The sequence below is a fragment of the Streptomyces sp. NPDC031554 genome, from assembly GCF_055580685.1.
Genome location: NZ_JBVIKX010000004.1, coordinates 113,289 through 135,517 on the forward strand (window position 1 = coordinate 113,289; position 22,229 = coordinate 135,517).

Genomic DNA, 22,229 nt, shown 5'->3' on the forward strand with positions numbered 1-22,229 from the left:
AGGTATGAGGAGCAATGGTTCATAACGCGACACTCCGCGTGTGTCGCATGGTCGGCCGCCCGTGCGAAAGGGCCGGGCCCGGTCGCACGACCGGGCCCGGCCCTCCCACGCGCCCGCATGTCAGCGGGGCGCACGCCTCACAGCAGTCCGTCCCACATCTCCTCCAGCAGCACCGACCACCAGCTCTCCGGCGAACCGAGCGCCGCCGGGTCCAGCGCGGCCAACTGCGCCTGGAAGTCGACGGTCCAGCGGCCCGCCTGCTCCTGGTTCAGACCGAACCGCAGCCGCCACATCCGCCCCAGCAGCGCGAGACAGCGCGCGAACTCCGGCAGCCCGCTGTTCACGAACTGCGGCGCCACGGACGCCCCGCCCGGCCCCGCCTCCACCGGCACGGCGACGATGTGCGCCGTGCCGTACTGCACGCAGAGCGCCTTGCCGAAGTCGCTGCCCATGACGAGGTACGAACCCGCGTCCGCCGCCGCCTGCACGCCCCGCTCCGCCGCCAGCTCCGCCAGCGTCGGCACCGGCCGCCCCGGCTGGGCCTGCGCCCAGAAGAACGGACCCATGTCCACCGGCAGACCCGCCACCACCAGCGTGTGCGCCACGATCGGCGGCACACCCTGCCGCGACACCGCGGCCTGCTCGAACCGGAACACCCCCGGCCCGAACGCCGCGCCCATCTCCTGCGCGACGACCTCCGGCGGGACCGGCGGCGCCGGCTGCACCGGCGGCAACGGCGCGCGCACCGGCGCGGGACGCGCCGGACCGTCGGCGACCTGATGCAACTCGCCCTGATGGGCCAGGAGTTGCTGCATCCCCTGCTGTCGGCTCGCATGATCCGTGCCGTACGGCGCGATGCTCGTGATCCGCGCCTGCGGCCACTGCTCACGGATCATCCGCGCGCAGTACGCCCCCGGCAGCTCACACGACTCCAGCTCGGTGTGCAGCTCCAGCACCTGGTCCGGCGGCACGTTCATCGCCCGCAGCTCGTGGAAGATCTGCCACTCCGGGTGCGGCGTGCCCGGTGCCGAACGCCGGATCACCTGCTGCTCCGACCCGTCGTGCGCCCGGTAGCGCAGCACGGCCTGGTAACCCGGCCCGACGGTCGGCTGCCCCTGCGGGGGATACCCGTACGCCTGCGGCTGCCCGCCGCCGGGCATGCCCGGCGGCGGCATCGCACCAGGCGGCGGCATCGGCGGCCTGGGGGCACCGGGAGCCGCACCGGGGGCGCCCGGCACACCCGGAACGGGCGGCGGCGGAGGCGGCACGCCGGGACCGCCCGGCGGCGGCCCGGACAGCATCGTGGCGGCGCGGTGCGCGGCACCCTGAGCGCCACCGACGGACCCGTGGGCGCCCGGCCCTCCGGGCACACCGGGCGCGGCCGGGGCGTGGGGCGCGCCCGGAACACCGGGAACACCGGGAACACCGGGAGACTGAGGGACCCCCGGAGGCTGCGGCACACCCGGACCCGTCCGGCTCGGGTCGGCGAACATCGTCGCCGCCTGGTGCACCCCGCCCGGGGGCGTACCGCCGGGCGGGTTCGGCGGGGCGGGCGGGGTCGGCCCACCAGGGACACCGGGAACCCCGGGAGCACCAGGCGCACCCGGCCCACCAGGTCCGGCCGGCCCCTCGGGCCCCAGCGCCGACACCAACTGCGTGGGCACGTAGCCGCCCGCCGACGCACCCGGCCCGGCCGGACCGGCGGACGGCGCGGGCGTGGCACCCGGCCGCGCGCCGGGCATGCCCGGCGCGCCCGGCGGGGGCGGCGGCGCCCCGCCGGTGCGCCGCGGCGGCGGAACCGCCTTGCTGGTCGCCGCGTCCGCGATGTCCTCGGCGTGCGGCGCGAGCGGCCGGGCCGGCGCACCCGGACCGGCGGGCGGCGGCGTCGCCGACCCGCCCGGCACCGGCGCCGGAGGCGGCGTGGGAGCACCGCCCGGCCCTCCCCGCCCGTCCACGTCCGGGAGCGCCGGCGCGACCGCCGTGGACGGAAGCCGGCTGCCGCCCGAGATCAGCGCCGTCTTGGCGTCCGGCGCGGCGGAGGGCGGCGGCGCCTCGTCGTCGGCACCGCTCAACGGCGGCGCGAACACCGTCACCGGCAACGGCACGGAACGGTCGTCACCGGCATCGGCGTTGGTGTCCGTACCCGTCCAGGGCGTGGCCCCGGCGGGCGTGGGAGCCGGCGTCGGGACACCCGCCTGCGTCCGGGGCAGCGACGGATCGCCGAGGCCCCCGGCCGGACCCGCCGCGGCGGCGGGCGCCGGCTCGGGGGAAGGGACCGGTGAAGCGGAGGACGAGGAGGAGGCGGAAACGGACTCGGACTCGGGCGGAGAAGACGGAGCGGACGCAGGCTCCGGGGCGTCCGCCGCCTCCCCGATCCCCAGCCGGTCCGCCGCCTCCTGCAACCACTCCGGCGGCGACAGCAGGAACGACGTCTGGTTCAGATCCACCCGCGCCGCGGCCGGCGGCACCGGCGCCGGCTCACCCTCCGGACGGCCGTACTCCTCCTCGTACCGGCGGATCACCTCGCCCACCGGCAGCGCCGGCCACAACGTGACCTCACCGCTGTCACGGGCCAGCACCAACCGCTGCCCGCCCCCGTCCGAACGCGGCCCCTCCGCACGGTCCTCGGCCCACACCACGAACCCGAGCCCGAACTCCCGCACCCGCACCTCACGGTGCTGATACGCCGGAACGTCCCCGTTGACCCACTCTTCACCGCGCTCCTGCGCCTGCGCGAACGTCACCATCGCCGGATCACTCCCCCACACCGACGGACGGAACGGAAGAACCGGAAGCCACGGGGACAACCCGCGCGAAACCACCGTCCACCATCAGATTCGCCACCGTCTCCAACTCCGGCGGCCGCCCCGCGAGCCGCGACAGGAAGACGTCGAAGTCCTCCCCGCACGGCAGCAGCAACCGCTCCACCCGCTCCGCCGGCGACCACGCCGGATCCACGTCCCGCACGTCGTCGTACGCGCAGAACCACACCGAACCGATCCGGTCGCCCTTCACCTTCACGGCCAGCAGACCACCCTGCACGAACCCGACACCCAGATAGTCCTTGGTCAGATGGTCGCGCAGACACTTGTTCACGTACACCAGATCGTTGACGGCCGCCTCGTCCCGCACCGTGAAGAACGGCTGGTCCACCAGCAGCCCCAGCTCCGCGTCCAGCGCCGCACCCACCGGAGCACAACCGCCCGCCGCCTTCAGGAACGTCCGGTACGCGCCCGGCAGCCGGTACCCGAGATCCTCCTCGACCCCCTGCACCTGCTGCTCCGTCACCGCCACACCCGACTTCGGCAGCCCGAAGTGCGCCGGCCGCGTCTCCTGCAGCGGCCGCGTCCCGCGCTTCACCTGATCGACCACCGCCGTCGCGATCCCGCCGTGGTGCCGCAGCAACGCCTTCACCTCGACCGGAACCAGCTCCAGCCGCCGCGAACCCACCATGTGGTGCCACGTCCAGCCGTGCGGCGTCGCCACACTGTCCACCGTGTCCCACAACTCGTGCCCCGACGCCGACAACGCCGCGTTCGCCGACACGTAGTCCGTCAGCCGCAACTCGTCGACACCGAAACCCTCCGGCGGCTCCGCGATCTCCGCGGCCGCCCGCGCGTAGGACGAGAAATCCGGGTAGCCGCGCTCGTCGACCCGTACTCCTCTCGGGTGACGTGCGGCCCGGACCGGATCCGGGAAATGCACGACCTGCCCGGCGTAGGCCGCGTTCGGCGGCGCGGCTCGCTGCCCGAGCCGACCTGTCGTCATGGCGGTTGCCCCCTGCGGCGCTCTGGACGGGCCCCGGCGGCCGGATCCGCATCCGGACCGACCACCACGCCCCGTATCCGACTGTCTCCAACGGTCTCCCACGCGCGTCACCCACGCGCCAGGCGGTGCCGACAGCCTATGCGGTACGACGGCACCGGTCACCGGCCCTCCACTTCCGTGACCAGCCGTCACCCCCTCGTGACAGCCGGCCCGGGCCCGGGCGTGTCGCGCCGCCCCAGCTTCCACACAGGCCCCACCGTTTGGCACTCTGAGACCTTTGGGGGGATGCACGGAGGGGAAAGACGATCATGAACGCCACGCAAACGGGACCGCACACCAGCCGCTCCGGCGACCCCCGCATCGGCTGGAGCAGCGACGAGACCCCCCACGCACCCGCCCTCCGCCACCGCCGCGACGGCATACTCCCCACCATCGCCGCCGCCCTCTCCGTCCGCGGCGCCACCCTCACCGGCACCGCCGCCCGCGGCGACCAGCCCCCCACCCTGCACCCCCTCGTCCAGGAGTTCCTCGACACCCTCCCCAGCGACCGGCGGGACCGCTACACCGGCCGCTGCGCCGAAGCTCTCCTGATCTCCCGCCACATCACCACCACCGACGCCGCCCGCAGCAAACGCGCCGCCCGCAGACCCATGACCAACGGCGAAGCCCGCAAAGCCCTCAAACAGGCCAAACTCACCGCCCGTCGCATCCGCGAGGACGGCGACCCGCTCCACGGCAGCTTCGCCACCCCCTGCCGCGCCTGCACCGCGCTCAGCGCCCACTTCGGCGTCCGCATCGTCGACCCCGCGACCGACGACAGCTGACCACCGCACCCGCGCCCCCCGCACATACACCGCTCCCCCCACCACCACGCACCCGCACGACGGCCCCGCGCCGACCCATGACCCCGACGAACGAAGGGCAGATGCACCCCGACCGCACCACCACGCGCTTCCCCGTACCCGTCGACGCCGCCCTGCGCGCCGCCGGCTGGCAACCCGGACGCTGGGACATCAGACAAGCCGAGATCTGGGCCGACACCCTGCGCGACCACACCTCACCCGCCGGCCACCGCCACGCCGTCTTCCCCGCCGCCGTCGAGGTCTGGGCCGAATTCGGCGGCCTCCACCTCACCCCCACCGGCCCCGGCCGCCAGATCGCCCCCGCCGCCGTCCACCTCGACCCCCTCCACGGCCTCCACCTCGCCCGCACCCTCGCCGACCTCGGCCGCGCCCTCGGCACCGACGTCAGCCCCCTCGGCAGCGAGACCGACAGCCACTCCCTCCTCGCCATCGACGCCACAGGCCGCGTCTACGCCCTCGACCACACCGGCGACTGGTACCTCGGCCCCGACATCGACCAGGCCCTCGGCACCCTCGTCACCGGCACGGAACCCGTCCGCCTCACCGCCGGCTGACACCCCCGGACCCGCACCCCCACCAGGCCCACACCACCCAGGACCCGCCGGAACCGCCCCCCCTACACCGCCGGAATCACCGCCGACACCCGGAAACCCCCCGCCTCCGTCGGCCCCGACACGAACACCCCACCCAACGCCACCACCCGCTCCCGCATCCCCACCAACCCGTTCCCCCCCGACGGCAACCGCGCCGCCGACGCCGACCCCACCTCCGGCGGCGGCTCGTTCTCCACCTGCATCGCGATCTCCGCCACCCGGTGCGCCAACCGCACATACGTCTTCGCACCCGCCGCATGCTTGTGCACGTTCGTCAACGCCTCCTGCACCACGCGGTACGCCGTCTGCTCCACCTGCCGCGCATACCCCCGCACCTCACCCTCCACCGACAGATCCACCGCCATCCCCGCCGCCGCCGACTGCCCCACCAACTCGTCCAACTCCGACAGACACGGCCCCTCCCCCTCCTCCACGACCCCCGAGACCACCGACACCGCCGCCGGCCCCACCACCGCCGACGCCACCCCACCCCGCACCCCTACACCCTCACCACTGCGCAACACCCCGAGCATCTCCCGCAACTCGGTCAACGCCTGCCGCCCCATGTCCCCCACCAACGCGGCGTTGCGCACCGCCTTCTCCGGATCCTTGCGCGCCACCGCCTGCAACGCCGCCGCGTGCACCACCATCAGACTCACCCGATGCGCCACCACGTCGTGCATCTCCCGCGCGATCCGCGTCCGCTCCTCACCGCGCGCCCACTCCGCCCGCTCCTCGGCCCGCTCCGCCAACAGCTGCAACTCCCGCTCCAGACTGTCCGCCCGCTCCCGCAGACTCTCCATCAACCGCCGCCGCGCCCCGACGTACAGCCCCAGCAGCAACGGCGGAGCGGTCAGCCCCAGCGAGGTCGTGATCGCCGCGAACGGGATGAACCAGTCCCCGATCGTCAGACGCCCCTGGTCCATGCTCTGCCCCACCCGCACGAACGTCACGATCAACGTCCCCACCAGCTGCATCCCCGCCAGCGAGGCGATGATCCGCCGCGGCAGCTCGGAGGCGGCCAGCGTGTACAGCCCGACGATCCCCATCAGGAAGCCCATCTGCGCCGGCGTGACGGCGATCGCCACCAGCACCACCGCGATCGGCCACCTCCGCCGCACCAGCAGCACCGACCCGGCGAGCAGCCCGAACACCACCCCCACCGCCACCGGCACGCCCGCGTCCCGCGCGAACGGGTACCCCTCCACCGCGCACTCCGCGGCGGACACCGCCGCGAGACTCCAGTCGAACACCGCACTGCGGCGCCTGCCCCACCACCAAGGCCCTCCCCGAGCCGAGGTGTGCTCTTCCCCCGTCGTGGTCATACCTCCACCCTACGGGCGCCCGCCCCGCCTTTTCCGGCGACTTTCCCCGACTCATCCCCACCACACCCCACAACCGAACAGCATCGAAACCCCCCGGTATCCCTCGAACTGCTGAACAGTGCCCGTTCGACACCGGAAGCTCATGTTCCGGCCGGACGGTATGCCTATGACACATTCACTGGGCAAGTACGCCGACTTCGAGGGCCTGCGCGAGCGGGCGGTCGCGCTGCGGCGGGCGGGACTCAGCCGACGGCAGATCCGCGACCGGCTGCACGTGGACAACAACGACCTCCTCAACCGCCTCCTGGAGGGCGAACCTCCCCCGGACTGGACGAAGCGCCCGAGGGCGAAGGACGACCTGAGGGCGAAGGCGCGAGAGCTGCGGCTCCAGGGCTGGACGTACGACCAGATCCAGGTGGAACTGGGGTGCTCGAAAAGCTCGATCTCGCTGTGGGTGCGGGATCTGCCCAAACCCGAACGACGGGACGCGGCGGAGCAGGCGAGGTTGGCCTGCCGGAAGAGGTGGGAGCACGAACTCGCGGTGCGGGACGAGAAAAGGCAGCAGACCAAGGCTGCTGCCGCGAACGAGATCGGCACGATGACCACCCGCGACCTGTTCCTGGTCGGCGTCGCCCTCTACTGGGCCGAGGGTTCGAAGGACAAGCCCTACGCCAGGCGGGAAAGCGTGCAGTTCGTCAACAGCGACCCCGGGGTCATCAGGGTCTACCTGGCTTGGCTGGACCTGCTCGGCGTATCTCGGGAACGTCTGCGATTCACTGTGATGATCCACGAGAACGCCGACGTCACGGGCGCCGAGGAGTACTGGGCAGACCTCGTCGGCGTCGACCGTGCGGTCTTCTACAAGACGACCCTGAAGCGGCACAATCCCAAGACCGTCCGGAAGAACGTGGGCGAGAACTACCGTGGTTGCCTCGTGATCCGCGTCCTGCAAGGAGCCGAGCTGTACCGTCGCATCGAAGGCTGGTGGTCCGGGATCGTGGACTCTGCCGTGCGGGATCATGCTCCCCCTCTCCTCCGGTAAGGTTTGAGGCAGCGTTCCGCCGTGGGGTAGCGGCATCCCGCAGGCCTTTGGAGCCTTGAGACGCTGGTTCGAATCCAGCCGGCGGAGCTGCCGAGCGGGCCCTGACAGCACTGTCAGGGCCCGCTCTCATGTCCGCCGGGAAACGCCCCGGTATCCTTCGGATGTCCCACCTCTCCACAGCCGAAGGGCAACTCCGTGAGCGCCATCCGCCCGGCAGCCGTCGTCGTTCTCGCAGCGGGTGAGGGCACCCGTATGAAGTCCGCCATACCGAAGGTCCTGCACGAGATCTGCGGCCGCAGTCTCGTCGGGCACGTCCTGGCGGCCTCCCGCGAGTTGGACCCCGAGAACCTGGTCGTCGTCGTCGGGCACGCGCGCGAGAAGGTCACCGCCCACCTCGCCGCGATCGACCCGGCCGTGCGGACCGCGGTGCAGGAGGAGCAGAACGGCACCGGGCACGCCGTGCGGATGGGCCTGGAACAGCTCGGCGGGTCCGTGGACGGGACGGTGGTGGTGGTGTGCGGTGACACTCCGCTGCTGACCGGTGCGACGCTCGCGCGACTCGCCGCGGTGCATCACGCGGAGGGGAACGCCGTGACCGTGCTGTCGGCCGAGGTGCCGGACGCGACCGGGTACGGGCGGATCGTGCGGGACGAGGTGTCGGGTGCGGTCACGGGGATCGTGGAGCACAAGGACGCGTCGGAGGCGCAGCGGGCGGTCCGGGAGATCAATTCGGGTGTGTTCGCGTTCGACGGGCAGTTGTTGGCGGGTGCGCTGAAGCAGGTGCGTACGGACAACAGTCAGGGTGAGGAGTACCTGACGGACGTGCTGGGGATTCTGCGTGAGGCGGGTCATCGGGTGGGTGCGTCGGTGGCGAGTGATCATCGTGAGGTGGCGGGGATCAACAACCGGGTGCAGTTGGCGGAGGCGCGTCGGATTCTGAACGACCGGTTGTTGACGGCCGCCATGTTGGCGGGGGTGACGGTGGTGGATCCGGCGACGACGTGGGTCGATGCGACGGTGACGTTCGGGCAGGACGCGGTGGTGTTGCCGGGGACGCAGTTGTCGGGTGTGACGCATGTGGGTGAGGGTGCCGAGGTGGGTCCGAACAGCCGGCTGAAGGACACGCGGGTGGGTGCGGGGGCTCGGGTGGACAACACGGTGGCGGACGGGGCGGAGGTGGGTCCGCAGGCGTCGGTGGGGCCGTTCGCGTACCTGCGGCCGGGTACGCGGCTGGGTGTGAAGTCGAAGATCGGTACGTTCGTGGAGACGAAGAACTCCGTCGTGGGTGAGGGGACGAAGGTGCCGCATCTGTCGTACGTGGGGGACGCGACGATCGGGGATTTCACGAACATCGGTGCGGCCAGTGTGTTCGTGAACTATGACGGGCAGGACAAGCATCACACCGTGGTCGGGTCGCACTGCAAGACGGGTTCGGACAACATGTTTGTGGCTCCTGTCACGGTCGGGGACGGTGCGTACACCGCTGCCGGGTCCGTGATCACGAAGGATGTGCCGCCCGGTTCGCTGGCCGTGGCCCGTGGTCAGCAGCGGAATATCGAGGGTTGGGTGGCTCGTAAGCGTCCGGGGAGTGCGGCGGCGAAGGCCGCCGAGGCGGCTGCCCGGCAGGGCGAGGGCGAGAACTGACCGGAAACGAGTGCGTCGTGGACGGCGTACCGTGATAGGTGCACACCCGCACCCCACCAGCTGAGACGGCCTCGTCGCGAGCGGCGGCGAGGTCGCGGGACAGTCGGCTGAGACACCTCTGAGGAGACAGTGCTGTGACCGGGATCAAGACGACCGGCGAGAAGAAGATGATGTTCTTCTCCGGCCGCGCCCACCCCGAGCTTGCCGAGGAGGTCGCCCACCAGCTGGGTGTCGGGGTCGTCCCGACGAAGGCCTTCGATTTCGCCAATGGTGAGATCTATGTGCGGTACGAGGAGTCGGCGCGTGGTGCGGACTGCTTTCTGATCCAGAGCCACACGGCTCCGATCAACAAGTGGATCATGGAGCAGTTGATCATGATCGATGCGCTGAAGCGTGCTTCGGCGCGTTCGATCACGGTGATCGTGCCGTTCTACGGTTATGCGCGGCAGGACAAGAAGCACCGTGGTCGTGAGCCGATCTCGGCGCGGCTGATCGCGGATCTGATGAAGACGGCGGGTGCGGACCGGATCCTCACGGTGGATCTGCACACGGACCAGATCCAGGGTTTCTTCGACGGTCCGGTGGATCATCTGTTCGCGCTGCCGTTGCTGGCGGACTACGTGGGCAGCAAGGTGGACCGTTCGAAGCTGACGGTGGTGTCGCCGGACGCGGGGCGGGTGCGGGTCGCGGACCGTTGGTGCGACCGTCTGGGTGCGCCGCTGGCGATCGTGCACAAGCGGCGTGACAAGGACGTGGCGAACCAGGTGACGGTCCATGAGGTGGTCGGTGAGGTCAAGGGCCGGGTGTGTGTGCTGGTCGACGACATGATCGACACCGGTGGCACGATCTGTGCGGCGGCGGACGCGTTGTTCGCGCACGGTGCGGAGGACGTCATCGTGACGGCGACGCACGGTGTGCTGTCGGGTCCGGCGGCGGACCGGTTGAAGAACTCGAAGGTGAGTGAGTTCGTCTTCACGAACACGCTGCCGACGCCGGGTGAGCTGGAAGTGGACAAGATCACGGTGTTGTCGATCGCGCCGACGATCGCGAACGCGGTGCGTGAGGTGTTCGAGGACGGTTCGGTGACGAGCCTGTTCGACGAGCAGTAGGCGGTGCGCCGGCTTCTGCCGGGTTGATCGATTTTTCTGCGGCCTCCCCCGCCGAGTAGACTGCGCGAGTTGCTCGGCGAGGGAGGCCGTACGCGTGTGATGCGTGTGTACGGCGGTCCGTTATCGACGCGCTCTTCGTAGCAGGCCGTTCGTGGCCGGGTGACCTTTCCGTCGTCGCTTTCCCTACGAGGAGTGAGTGCCATGTCCGAAGTGAAGATCGCCGCTGAGTCGCGTACCGAGTTCGGCAAGGGTGCGGCCCGCCGTATCCGTCGTGACAGCAAGGTTCCCGGTGTGCTGTACGGCCACGGTTCGGACCCGATCCACCTGACGCTGCCGGGTCACGAGCTGCTGCTCGCGCTGCGTACGCCGAACGTCCTGATCTCCCTGGACATCGACGGCAAGACGAACGAGCTGGCGATCCCGAAGTCGGTGCAGCGTGACCCGATCAAGGGTTTCCTGGAGCACGTCGACCTTCAGCTGGTCCAGCGTGGCGAGAAGGTCAACGTCGAGATCTTCGTGCAGACCGAGGGTGAGCTGGCTCCGGGCGGCAACCTGCTGGAGCACGTCCTGAACGCGCTGCCGGTCGAGGCCGAGGCCACGCACATCCCCGAGTCGGTCACGGTGTCCGTCGAGGGTCTGACGGCCGGTGACTCGATCCTGGCGAAGGACATCCCGCTGCCGTCGGGCACCAAGCTGGGCGTCGACGGCGAAACCGTGGTGCTGCAGGTGCTGGCCGCGCAGGCGGAGGAGCCCACCGAGGGTGAGGGTGAGGGCGAGGAGGCTTCCGCGGAGGCCTGATCCCCGTACCGCCGTCGTTTGTTCGTCAGCCGCTGTTCCCTCGGGGGGCAGCGGCTGGCGTGTATCGAGGAGACATGGACGTGACGACCGACGCGAACGCCCCCTGGCTGGTCGTGGGGCTGGGCAATCCGGGTCCGGAGTACGCGATGAACCGGCACAACGTGGGGTTCATGGTGGCCGATCTGCTGGCGGAGCGGATCGGGGGGAGGTTCAAGCGGGCCGGGCGGGCGCAGGCGCAGGTGGTGGAGGGGCGGATCGGTCCGCCGGGGCCGGGCAACCGGCGGGTGGTGCTGGCGAAGCCGATGTCGTACATGAACCTGTCGGGTGGTCCGGTGAACGCGTTGCGGGATTTCTACAAGGTGCCGGTGGAGCGGGTGGTGGCGGTCCATGACGAGTTGGACATCGACTACGGGGTGCTGCGGTTGAAGCTGGGGGGCGGGGACAACGGGCACAACGGTCTGAAGTCGATGACGAAGGCGTTCGGGGCGGACTATCACCGGGTGCGGTTCGGGATCGGCCGGCCGCCGGGGCGGATGCAGGTGGCGGATTTCGTGCTGAAGGATTTCTCGGGGGCGGAGCGCAAGGAGCTGGACTGGTTCGTGGACCGGGCGGCGGACGCGGTGGAGTGTCTGGTGATCGAGGGGTTGGAGCGGGCGCAGGGGACGTACAACTCCTGACGTGCGCCGTTCTCGTGGGTCGGCGGATCACAACGGAAGGGTTGAGAACCGTGCCGGTTCTTTGAGGACCGAGGCAGTGTTGTCCAGGTCTGCCAGGCGAGCTGCCAACGTGGCGGTGGCGAGGCGTTCCGGCAGGGCGGCGCTGAACTTCAGTCCCCGCAACGCGCGCGGGTCCACGGAGGGCAAGCTGAGCTGCTGAGCCGCCCGGGTCCTGGCCTGTTTCCACTCGGTGGCCGTCAGGTCCTCCCGAAAACGGATGCAGGCGTCCGTGGGGTACTGGAGAGGGTCGGCGATCTCGCTGAGGGTGGCTGCGAGTGTGGCATTCGCTCGCTGCCCGGCCCAGGTCCACCAGCGCACGCCGGTGCCGGGCCCCTCCCGGACGACGACGGTTCCGTCTGGGTGCACCCGCTCCACGGCGCTTTCGCGTGCTGCGGTCAGAGCGTCGTGCGCGCGGCGTGTCAGCCTCACGGGCGGGTCGGCACCGAGCAGGACGTCGCGTACTCCGCGTGTGAGTTCGTACGAGGCTCCCCTGGCGAAGCCCGCTCCGGCCCACCGTGCCTTGCCGCCGCTCTCCACGGGTTCAACGAAGCACCGGCGTCTGGACCAGTCGATGTAGGTGACCTGCCAGCTGCGGCCTGCCAGCAGGAGCCGTCGTGGTCCGGCCACTTTCTCGGTCAGCAGGGCCGGGTCGGTCGATCCGATCTCCTTGCGGCCGAAGAGCACGGTGAACTCCGGCGCGGCGGTGAACACCGCCGTCAGGTCCATGAAGTGGCGGTAGCCGAAGCGCTGCTCCGCTTCGGGACCGATGAACAGCATGCCGCCATCCCGTTCGAGATAGCTCTCTGCGATCAGGTGTTTCACGATCGGTTCGGCCGAGGGTCCGAAGGGGCCCAGCCCACCCCACCATTCCTGCCAAAGGTGTTCTCCGACCGTGTTCTCCTGGAGGCAGAGGGCGAGTACCTGTTGGGCGACGATATGCCGGGGTTCGGGCGGGGCCACCACTGGTTCGACCCAGCCTCGTGACCACTGCAGGAGCAGGGCCGCGGCGGCGAGCAGGCCGTCCTCGTCGAGGGTGAGGAAGAGGCAGTTGCGCGAGGATCCGGGCCGTCTGCCGGTTCGGCCCAGACGTTGGAGGAAGGACGCCACGGTGGGCGGGGCGTCGATCTGGATGACGCGATCAAGGTCACCCACGTCGATGCCGAGTTCGAGGGTGCTGGTGGAGACGATCACGCAGTCGCGCGCCTCGCCGAACGCTTCCTCGGCGCGTCGGCGCTCGTCGGCCGCGAGGGAGGCGTGCGAGAGGAAGGTGGTCACGCCTTTGGCGCGCAGGCGCTCGCCGAGCTTCTCGACATGTCGCCGGGTCTCGCAGAAGACCAGGCGCTTCTCTCCCCGGTGGAGTGCGGCGATGACGGTGGCGGCGTTCTCCAGGGAGCCCACGTAGTCGAGCTGAATGTCTCCGGGCGGCGGGGTGTCGGCCGTCGTCGCGGAGCCACCGGCGGAGACCACGTGCGCAGGTCGTTCCCCGGCACCGGATCCTTGCAGCCAGGCCAGGAGCTGTTGCGGATTGCCCACGGTCGCGGAGAGACCGATCCGCTGCACCGGACGGCCGGCGACCCGCTCCAGGCGCTCCAGCACGGCGAGGAGGTGCCAGCCGCGGTCGTCGCCCGCGAAGGCGTGGACCTCGTCCACGACGACCGCCCGTAGTCCCGAGAAGAAGGCACGGTGGTCGACGTTGGCGCTGACCAGCATCGCTTCCAGTGATTCCGGCGTGCTCAGCAGGATGTCGGGGCGTTCCCACAGGATGCGTTTGCGCCGGGTCTGCGAGATGTCGCCGTGCCAGAGGGCCGCAGAGCGTCCGAGCCACGAGGTGTAGCTCTCCAGGCGCGGCAGCAGGTTGTTGAGGAGTGCCTTGAGGGGACACACGTAGAGGATCGAGGTTCCCGTCCACCGTGCCTGGGCCATTTTCGACAGCAGGGGGAAGGCTGCGGCTTCGGTTTTGCCGCCGGCGGTGGGGGCGAGGAGCAGCGCGTCCGTGCCGTCCATGAGCGGATGGACGGCGGCCTTCTGGAGGGGCCGCAGATCGGGCCAGCCGAGGGTGTTGGCGATGTGGTGCAGGACGACGGGGTGGAGCCGGTCGACCGCGTCCGGAGTGCCGTCGGTGTTCACGGGCGCTTCACAGAGGGAGTTCGACGTCGTCGGCCGAGCCTGCCGCGGCGTTCCTCTCGGTGCCGGTGAGCTCGGATTGCGTGACCGTGAGTGCGTAGTGCTGGCGCGGATCGAAGTCCTCGAACTGTTCCACGCGGTCGAGGACGTCGCCCACGAGTTTCTTGAGGAAGAGCCGTGGTGCGATGCCGACCTTGCCCCCGAGGCTTCCCGCTACGGCGCGCGCGAGGTCGGTCACGTAGGAGTCGTCGACGACGCCGCGTACGCGTTCTGCGGCTTCTCGTGCGGTACCCGAGGCGTAGATGTCCCGGACCCTGCCGCCGAGTTCGGTCAGGGATTCCACGGTGAAGCCGGGGAGTCTGAGCTGGACGGCGCGCGGGTTGTCGAACCGGGCATCGGTGGTGAAGTCGGTGGCCAGACGCTGTGCGAGCGGTGCCAGCCGCTGGACGCCCTGGGGACCTTCGAAGAAGGCGGGGGTGCCGGTGATGAGGAGGTAGAGGCCAGGGAACCGGCCGGAGTGCACCTCGTCGATGAGCTGGCGCAGTGCGTTAAGGGCCTTGTCCCGGGCGTCCGAGCGGACTCGCTGCAGGGTCTCGACCTCGTCGAGGACGAGGAGGAGTCCGGGGTGGCCGGAGTCCTTGAGGACGGTCAGCAGGCCCTGGAGGAAGCCGAGGGCTCCGAAGTGGTCCAGGTCGCCGCGGACGCCGGCGCTTCTGCGGGCCGCCGCGGCGACGTGGGGCTGTCCGCCGAGCCAGGCGAGGACGGAGTCGGCGGTGGCGTCATCTCCTGCGTCCTGGGCGCGCCGGTATCCGCGCAGGGCCGTGGCGAACGCCGGTGCGACGCGGGAGACCTCGGCGAGGCGTGCGGTGAGGAGGCCGTCCACGGCTTGTGGCAGTTCGTCGTCGGTGGCGCCGGCGGCGAGGGCGTCCTCTTCCAGGGCGTAGAACCAGGCGTCGACGACCGGTCGGAAGGCGCTGGGCGGGAAGGTGCTGGTGGCGAGGCGTTCGGTGAGCCGCCGGTAGACCGTCTCCAGTTTGTGCAGGGGTGTCTCGTTCTCGGAGACCTGTACTTCGGCGACGGCGAAGTTGCGCTGCTTGGCGCGTTCGGCGAGCCAGCGGGTGAAGAAGGTCTTGCCCGAGCCGTATTCGCCGCGTACGGCCTTGAAGACGGCCGATCCGGTGGCGACCGCGTCGAGTTCCGCGTCGACCGCGGTTTCGAACCGACCGAGGCCGACCGCGAGGACTCCGAGCCCGGTCTCGGGTACGGCGCCCCGGCGCAGCGCGTCGATCAGTCGCAGGCGGCGCTCGGGGCTGATGCCTTGGAGTGTCACGTCCGTGCTCCGCCTGTCGTGTCGAGGCGGAACTGCCGTCGCAGCAGCGGTACGTCGAGCCGGAGGGAGCGCCCGTTGTCGGTGAGGGTGAGGACCTCCGCCTGGTCGTAGTTGAGTACGCGTTGCAGTGTGGCGGCGAAGCCCGCGGCGCGTGTGGCGCGTTTCCCGGCGCGTTCGGCGACGACGGTGACCGGCAGGATTCCGTGCGCGTCGACGAGGGCCTGGACGGCCTTCGCGACGGTGTCGAAGTCCTCGGGGCGCGGCAGTGCGCCGAGCTGGGCGCTCATGATGTCGGATGCGCGCAGCGCCTCGGTGAGCTGTTCGGCTGCCGAGGCGGGGGCGGGCTGTGGGGGTGCGGCCGTCTCGGTCGGCTCGGCCGTGCTGACCTCGTCGAAGGACAGCAGCGCTCCCTGGCCGGTCTCGTGCTCGGCGGCCTGCTGTTCTTCCGCCTTCTTCCGCAGTTCGGCGGCCGAGGGGGTGCGCCTGGCCGGCGGCATGATGCCCGGTGCCTGTGTGGCCGGGACCTCGGTGCCGGTAACGGCGTCCTCTTTCAGGGACCACCAGGAGGGCCTCTGAGGGCCGAGTTCCCGCCACCCCTTGGGCACGGGCGCGCCGTAGGGGGCGAAGGCCAGTACGGGGATGGCGGCTTCGGCGAGGGCGACGCCGCCGTGGTATCCGGCTTGCCGGTTTCCGTAGCGCAGTCCGGTGTCCCACAGGGCGGTGATGCGCTGTCCCTCGGCGACGACGCGCCGTCCGGCAAGGACGGTTTCGCCGCGACCGGCGGGTGTGGTGCCTCGGCGGTGCCGTGCGGAGAGGGCGTCGGGGACGTTCTCCTTGTCGGTGCCGTGGTCGATGACGTGTCCGTGGTCGGCGGTGATGACCAGGGCGCGGCCGGTGGTGCGGGCCTGAGCCAGCAGTTGTTCCATGCCGAGGAGTTCGTTCAGCTGCCAGTGGGACATCGCCCGGTCCTCACCCAGGCGGTCGTCGATGGTGTTGACGACGACGGCGACGTGGGTGTCGGGGTCGGCGAGTGCCTCGGCCAGTTCGCTGCCGAGGGCGTGTCCCGCGTCTCCTCGCAGGTCCGCTTTGTGGAAGAGCCGGACGTCGGCCCCACCCCAGAAGCGGTGTGCCGCGAAGCGCCTGCGTTCCTCCTGCTGGTCGATCTCGGTGAGTTCGCCGGCGAAGAGGGAGCCGCGGGAGGCGCGGGTGATCGTGGGCAGTGCGGCGAGCATGCCGCGCCGTCGCCGGTCTCCCGCGGTGTCGGCCACGGGGTCGTACTCCGCCCAGGAGCGGGTGCGCAGTTGTTCGGCGAGGGCCGCGGCCACGGCGGCGCTCGCCCCGTCGAGGACGACGAGGAGGAGCGGCGGGTTTCCGGTGCTCGACGGGCGGGCGGGTTTGACGACCGGGGCGAGGACGCGGCGGGCGAAGTCCTCCACGACGAGGGCGTCGCGTGGTGCGGCGCCGCTGCGGGTCTCCTCGGCGAGGCGGGTGGCGAACGCCTCGTCGAGGGCGTGGCGCCGGGCCCGTACGGCGGTGCTCAGTGCGGCGAGGGCAGCGGGCAGTTCCGGGTGGGTGTGGTCGCCGTCGGTGATCCAGCCGTGGGCGAGGTCGACCCATCCGTAGGTGGTGACGTGCTGTTGCACCGCCTCGGCCGCGGTGGTGAATACGGTGACCGGGGGCCGGCCGAGCCAGTGCACGAGCCGCTGGGCCATGCGGACCCGGGTCATCGTCGCGCGGTGGCTCGCGAGCCGGGACAGCTCGTGCCGGGCCAGGTGGTCGACGGCGCGCTTCAGGTCGCGGACGCGCCGCTCGGCCGGCGCCTTGTCCGGGCGGGAGGGGACGCAGGCGGTGAGGGCGCGGGCGACGGCTCCGTAGCGCGCCTTCTGCCCGGTTTCGAGCAGGTCGCTGGCGGCGGCCGCGTCTTCTGCTCCCATCTCGCGGATGAGGGCGTCGGCGCGGGCCATGAGGGCACGGGGGTCGGGACCCGGCAGCACCGGTTCGTCCTCGGTCACGTCCGCGGAACGGGCGGTCAGCAGGACCCGGACGTAATCCTCGGTCTCGGCGCCGAAGGCGGCGAAACTGTCGTCGTCGAGTCGCCGACCGCCGAACTTCAGTTCCGCGCGGCCTCGGGCTCGGTCCACGCCCGCCGGCGCCTTCTCGCCCCAGAGAGCGGCGCACACCAGTCCCATGGGGACCGCGTCGGCCCCGTTGCCGGCCTCGAAGAGGGCGAACAGGGCGGTGAGCGCCTGGTGCGCCCGTAGGCCCACCCGGTCGGGGTCGGCGAGCCAGGACGCGAGTCCGCGCCGCTCCTGGCCGCGCAGCGAGGCGACGCGTTCGACCGCGCCGGGGGCGAGGGACCAGGCCATCAGGGCGTGCAGGTCGAGCCGGTCGGGGTCGAGCCGATGGGCCGTGGTGGACAGCCGTCCGGCGGCGAGCCGGGACAGGGCGGTGTCGCGGGAGAGGACGGTGCCGGGTGTCTTGGGCCAGCTCTCCTGGCCGGCGGCGTCGATGAGGGCTTCGGCGGCCCAGCTCTCGGCGGTCAGGCGGGGGTCGAGGTCCACGGCGCCGAAGAGGCGGCGGACGACGGCCCAGGACTCTATGGGGTAGACGCGGTTGCGGTAGACCCGGGCGAGGAGGCCGGGGCCGAGGTCGGCTTCCTCGACGTCGGTGAGGACGGCGAGCACGTCCCGCTCGCCGGTGTCGGTCCGCTCCCATCCGGCGAGTGTGTCCAGCACGGCGAGCGGTGAGACGCCGGTGGCGATGTGCGCGGTGCGGCCGCCGCCGAGCGGCAGCAGGCGGGGCCCGTTCCAGTGCGGCTCGGCACGGATGAGGACGATGCGGGGCTCGCCCTCCGTGAAGGAGCGGGCCTCCAGAACCTGGACGACCGCGGCGGGGTGCGCGGGCCGGGGCCGGGACCGCCCGGTGCCGTGCCCGGGCGGCGGAGCGGTGGTGCTGTTCGTGCTCACGGCTGGTCGATCACCTGCCACGTGACCTGGATACGGGCGTGCGGGTGGGCCTCGGCCACGTCGGTGAGTTCCGTCCGCAGCCGGTCGGCGGCGTCCGCGGCCTCCACTTCGTACTGTCCGTACGGCTGCTCGGGGACGGTGGCGGACACACCGTTGCCGTTGCGGCCCGGGGTGCCGTGGTCGTCCAGGGGGAACCGGTTCGGGGCGGGGACCGGCGCCGGGCCGGGCTGCGGGGTGGTGGCGGGGGGCGCGGGCGGCGCAGTCTGCGCGGCGTTGGCGCGGCGCAGGATCGCGGTGAGTTCTCTGGTCGCCTTCTCCAGCGCGGTGCCGAGGACGGCCGTGTTCTCGTCCGCCCGTGCGGTGCCGTGCAGGGAGTCGAGTACGGCGCGGGTCTCGGTGGCGTACGGTTCGCGCACGTCGCGGGCCATGTCGTAGACACTGGACCAGGGGACGCCGGCCAGCGCGCTGATGACGGCGGGCGCGCTGGACAGGGACTTGCCGATCCGCTCCTGTCCGGCCCGGTCGCCGGTGTCGGCACCGGCGAGGAGGGTGACGACGGCGAGCGGGTCGTGCCGGTCGGCTTCGGCGAGGTCGTCCACGAGGACGGCTGCCCGGCGCGCGGTGCCGAGGCGGCCCTCGTCGTCGTCGGTGTCCAGGCCGAGGTAGCCGGCGTGCGTCTCCAGCTCGTCGACGAGTTTCCGCGCCGCGGTGCGCAGCTGCGCGGCGCGTGCCCGGACGCGGTCGCTGAACTCGGCGATGATGCGGGCCCGGCGCATCGGCGACAGCGGGGCTTCGCCGAAGACGAGTGCCGCGCGTTCGACGGCCTCGTTCCACGCCTCCTCGGTGGGGCGTTCCTGGGCCCGCAGGCTGTAGACGGTCTTGAGGGCGGTGGGGTCGGCGACCTCGACGGGCCCGTCGTGGTAGGTCCACACGCGGTCGGTGCGCTCGGCGTAGGCGCACAGCACCAGGTGGGCGAGGACCGGGTCGAGGCCGTACGGGAGGGGCTCGTCGATCCACTCGAGGAGGGTGCGGACGGGGATGTCCTGGTCGTCGTAGGCGGTGCCGGCCTTCTGCCCGAAGTGCTCCTCCCAGTGCCGGCCGAGCTGGAAGCGGGCCTCGAACATGGTGCCCAGCTTGAGGCCCTTCTGCCCGGCGATGCGGGCCATCAGCGGCCGGTCCTTGGGGCGGATCTCGACGACGTCGGTGCCTTCGTCGGAGGCGGTGCGCAGGTAGCCGAAGACGGTCTTGACGTCGGCCGCGCGTACCGACAGCTGCTCGCCCTGCGGGTCGAAATCGGGGTGGGCCGGGTACTGGTGGGCGAGAGCGGCGGAGATGATGCGCCGCGCCGCGTCGTACAGCGACTGGTTGTACTCCAGGACGATCTTCTGCATGTCGGGGACGGGCAGGATGTGCTCGTCGTAGCCGCCGACGACCGCCGGGTCCTTCGGCAGGAGGCCGTAGGCCTGCTTGAGGGCGTTCCGTACGGTGCTGGACAGGCGGCGGTGCTGGTTGCGCAGGGCGTCCTTGGCACGTTCCCGGTCGTTGGGGCTGAGGTGTCCGGCGTAGGAATCGAAGCGCTGGCCGTTGAGGACGTAGTCGATGATGACCAGCCGCTGGAACTTCAGGTAGGTGGCGTGCGTGAAGTGCGCGGGGATCCAGCCGATGGTACGGAGCTCGTCGTGGTCGGGGAGGTTCTTGAGCCGCATGATGCGGTCGCGGTCCTCGGCCTCGCCGTAGACGTCGTCGAAGGGCATGTCGACGATGAGCCGCCAGTTGCCCGGCTGGCGCGGCCTGACCTTGTCGTCGTCCAGGGTGTTGGCGTCGGCGAGGTTGCCGAAGAGGATCTCTGCGGACCGCTTGGAGCCGCGCCAGGACAGGTTGAGCTGGTCGTCGAGCTGGCCCTCGCTCACCCCCAGCTCCTCCCACAGCATGCGCTTGAGGAGGCCGCGGCGGTTGGAGGGGTTGTTGTTGGTCTGGGCGCGAGTGATGATCGACTCGTAGTCGACCCCGACGAGTTCCAGCGAGATCCCCGCGTCGGGTCCCTCGGTGTACTTGATCTCGCCGAACTCGTCGGCCCACTCCTTGGCCTTCTTCGCGACCTCCTTGGCCTCGAAGCCGCGTACCCGGGAGGTGACGATGCCGTGGTTGAGGGCGGTGAGCCGCTTGACGGTGAGGTTCTGGAAGGCGGGCACGGACGGCACGAGGGCGGACAGCAGCAGGGTGCCGATGAGCCGGTTGTCGACGATGAACGACTCCATCCGGCCGCGTACGGCGGGGTCGAGTCCGTCCGGGTCGCGTCGGTACGCCTCGGTGTCGTCCAGGGTGAGCTCGTACCGGCCCAGCAGGTAGGGCTGGAGCTTGTTCTTGTACAGCTCCTGCGCGGACCGGAACTGCTCCCGCAAGGTCTGGGTGAAGGGGTCGCTGCCGCCCCGGTACAGCACCTCGTAGAGGTCGCCGAGGGGGACGAGCTGGCCCAGACGGAGGGTGTCGCGCTGGTCGAACAGCATCTGGCCCATGAGCTTCAGGCCGGTACGGGAGCGTGACAGCGCCTCGGCCACCCGCACCAGGGTGTCCATGAAGGCCGGCGAGAACGGGAAGGCCCGGCGGAAGGCCTCCTCGTCCGCGGTCGTGATGGCCTTGCTGTCGCCCAGCAGCGCGTCCCACACGTCGGGCTTGACGCGCTTGATGTTGGCGAAGGCCTGGTCGATGCGGGCCTGCGCGTCGGGCACGTCCTCGCGGGGCTTCAGCAGCCGCGCGTGCGCGATCGCCGGCAGGTCGCTGTCGGGTAGCGGGATCGTGCGGAACCGGTCGTCGGCCAGGGAGAGGGTGTCCTGGATGGACACCTCGGCCGAGCCGAGCACGGCCTCGTCGCCGACCAGGTCCCGCAGGTCACGCTGGCGGGCGATGAAGGAGACCACCGGGATGGCGCGGCGGGCGTCGCTGCCCTCCACGAAGTTGGTGATCTTCGCGGCCTGCTCGGAGACGAACTTTTCGTCCCGGATGTGGTTGGCGAGCCACAGGATCAGTTCGTCGAGGAAGAGGACCAGCGCGTCGTACCCGAGGGACTTCGCGTGCGCGGCGATGATGCCGAGGCCCCGGTCGAGGGAGACGAACGCCTGCCGGTCCTCGGCGGCGTCCTGGAAGAGCCCCTTGAACCAGGTGGAGAGCGCGTCGGAGACCAGCTTGGCGCGCAGCCCGCCGGCGGTGACGGGCTCACGGTGCCACTGCGGGTCCACCTCGTTGAGGGTGTCCTCGTCCATCTGCTCGGCGGCGAGCGCGGCGTCCAGCTTCTCGGTGGTCCAGAAGACCGAGTCGCCCCACTTGTCCTGGGCGTCCCCGCCCGGCAGCCCGTCGATGAACGCCTCGTCGCCCATCCGCTCCCGGTGGCTGCGGATGTTTTCGAAGAGTGCGTCCGTGCGGTAGACCTGCGGAATCGGGGCGTCGGGGTGGAGGCGGCGGATGTGCTCGACGTACCCGCCGAGCACCTTCTGCTCCAGCGACTTGCCGTCGAGCATGTGGAAGGGCAGCAGCAGGAACTTCGTACTGTGCAGCCAGGCGTGCTCGCGCATGGCCCCGGCGAACTTCTCGAGACCGCGCACCCTGAGCGCCGCCCGCTCCTGGATGCCGAGCAGCGCGGCCAGCACCGCCATGAAGTGCGACTTGCCGGAACCGAAGGAACCGTGGAGGTAGGCGGCCTTCGAACTGCCGCTGGTCAGCCCGGCCTCGATGAGCGACAGGGCCTCCCCGAACCGCTCCACGAGGCTGTCGGTGAGGACGTACGCGTCCAGCGCCTTCGAAAGCTCCTCGTCGCTGCCCAGCGCCTCGGTGAGCTTCAGGACGAAGCTCTCGTGACTGACGGTGGGGATGTCGATGACCTCACGCAGCAGTGGCTGGGTGGGGTGTGCCATCGCGTACTCCTCGTGTGTCCCGTTGTCGCCCGCTCGGCCGTCC

14 protein-coding genes and 1 tRNA gene are annotated in these 22,229 nt (G+C 71.1%); 8 read left to right on the plus strand and 7 right to left on the minus strand.

Annotated elements, in window-relative coordinates; all coding sequences use genetic code 11:
- Positions 1 to 137 precede the first annotated feature (137 nt).
- Together ACZ5FU_RS12470 and ACZ5FU_RS12475 are read right to left on the minus strand one after the other, a co-directional pair.
- Positions 138 to 2,747 carry an SUKH-4 family immunity protein gene (locus tag ACZ5FU_RS12470; protein WP_469045295.1) on the minus strand — a complete coding sequence of 870 codons (2,610 nt, stop codon included), beginning with the start codon at positions 2,745 to 2,747 and terminating at the stop codon, positions 138 to 140.
- 7 nt (positions 2,748 to 2,754) lie between these two features.
- The gene (locus tag ACZ5FU_RS12475) at positions 2,755 to 3,768 is read right to left on the minus strand and encodes an SMI1/KNR4 family protein (protein WP_469045296.1); all 1,014 of its coding nucleotides are present in this window, start codon (positions 3,766 to 3,768) and stop codon (positions 2,755 to 2,757) included.
- A gap of 308 nt (positions 3,769 to 4,076) precedes the next feature.
- Here ACZ5FU_RS12475 and ACZ5FU_RS12480 point away from each other — a divergent pair, with 308 nt between their 5' ends.
- Together ACZ5FU_RS12480 and ACZ5FU_RS12485 are read left to right on the plus strand one after the other, a co-directional pair.
- Entirely contained in the window at positions 4,077 to 4,592 is a 516-nt protein-coding gene (locus ACZ5FU_RS12480; protein ID WP_451527443.1) for a YwqJ-related putative deaminase, read from the plus strand.
- Between the two features lie 101 nt (positions 4,593 to 4,693).
- Positions 4,694 to 5,185 carry an SUKH-3 domain-containing protein gene (locus ACZ5FU_RS12485; protein ID WP_451779195.1) on the plus strand — a complete coding sequence of 164 codons (492 nt, stop codon included), beginning with the start codon at positions 4,694 to 4,696 and terminating at the stop codon, positions 5,183 to 5,185.
- A 62-nt stretch (positions 5,186 to 5,247) separates the two neighbouring features.
- On the opposite strand, the gene ACZ5FU_RS12490 is transcribed toward ACZ5FU_RS12485, so the two are convergent.
- Positions 5,248 to 6,549 (minus strand): sensor histidine kinase, encoded by a 1,302-nt coding sequence (locus ACZ5FU_RS12490; RefSeq protein ID WP_451527444.1) that lies wholly within the window; start codon positions 6,547 to 6,549, stop codon positions 5,248 to 5,250.
- 166 nt (positions 6,550 to 6,715) lie between these two features.
- Between ACZ5FU_RS12490 and ACZ5FU_RS12495 the strand changes: the two genes are divergently transcribed.
- From ACZ5FU_RS12495 to pth, 6 genes are all read left to right on the plus strand, one after another.
- On the plus strand, positions 6,716 to 7,591 hold the full coding sequence (locus ACZ5FU_RS12495) for a hypothetical protein (RefSeq protein WP_469045297.1): 876 nt from the start codon (positions 6,716 to 6,718) through the stop codon (positions 7,589 to 7,591).
- A gap of 15 nt (positions 7,592 to 7,606) precedes the next feature.
- Positions 7,607 to 7,678 (plus strand) — tRNA-Gln (locus ACZ5FU_RS12500).
- A gap of 108 nt (positions 7,679 to 7,786) precedes the next feature.
- A complete protein-coding gene (gene glmU / locus ACZ5FU_RS12505) occupies positions 7,787 to 9,235 on the plus strand; it encodes a bifunctional UDP-N-acetylglucosamine diphosphorylase/glucosamine-1-phosphate N-acetyltransferase GlmU (RefSeq protein WP_451779081.1) in 1,449 nt (482 codons plus the stop codon).
- A 134-nt stretch (positions 9,236 to 9,369) separates the two neighbouring features.
- The gene (locus tag ACZ5FU_RS12510; protein ID WP_363086569.1) at positions 9,370 to 10,344 is read left to right on the plus strand and encodes a ribose-phosphate diphosphokinase; all 975 of its coding nucleotides are present in this window, start codon (positions 9,370 to 9,372) and stop codon (positions 10,342 to 10,344) included.
- A 201-nt stretch (positions 10,345 to 10,545) separates the two neighbouring features.
- Positions 10,546 to 11,142 carry a 50S ribosomal protein L25/general stress protein Ctc gene (locus ACZ5FU_RS12515; protein WP_469045298.1) on the plus strand — a complete coding sequence of 199 codons (597 nt, stop codon included), beginning with the start codon at positions 10,546 to 10,548 and terminating at the stop codon, positions 11,140 to 11,142.
- Positions 11,143 to 11,216: 74 nt separating this feature from the next.
- Entirely contained in the window at positions 11,217 to 11,819 is a 603-nt protein-coding gene (pth, locus tag ACZ5FU_RS12520) for an aminoacyl-tRNA hydrolase (RefSeq protein ID WP_451527448.1), read from the plus strand.
- Positions 11,820 to 11,846: 27 nt separating this feature from the next.
- Here pth and ACZ5FU_RS12525 read toward each other — a convergent pair whose 3' ends face one another.
- Genes ACZ5FU_RS12525 through ACZ5FU_RS12540 form a run of 4 tightly spaced genes read right to left on the minus strand, consistent with a single transcriptional unit; the run spans position 11,847 to position 22,186 of the window.
- Entirely contained in the window at positions 11,847 to 13,985 is a 2,139-nt protein-coding gene (locus ACZ5FU_RS12525) for a DEAD/DEAH box helicase (RefSeq protein WP_469045299.1), read from the minus strand.
- A 7-nt stretch (positions 13,986 to 13,992) separates the two neighbouring features.
- Positions 13,993 to 15,312: a BREX system ATP-binding protein BrxD gene (gene brxD / locus ACZ5FU_RS12530; RefSeq protein WP_469045300.1), complete on the minus strand. Its 1,320-nt coding sequence runs from the start codon at positions 15,310 to 15,312 to the stop codon at positions 13,993 to 13,995.
- Positions 15,309 to 18,278 carry a BREX-2 system phosphatase PglZ gene (gene pglZ / locus ACZ5FU_RS12535; protein ID WP_469045301.1) on the minus strand — a complete coding sequence of 990 codons (2,970 nt, stop codon included), beginning with the start codon at positions 18,276 to 18,278 and terminating at the stop codon, positions 15,309 to 15,311. The genes brxD and pglZ overlap by 4 nt, the downstream gene beginning before the upstream one ends.
- Positions 18,275 to 22,186, minus strand: coding sequence for a BREX-2 system ATPase PglY family protein (locus ACZ5FU_RS12540; RefSeq protein WP_469045302.1), 3,912 nt, complete (start codon positions 22,184 to 22,186; stop codon positions 18,275 to 18,277). Before ACZ5FU_RS12540 ends, pglZ begins: the two co-directional genes overlap by 4 nt.
- Positions 22,187 to 22,229: the final 43 nt, after the last annotated feature.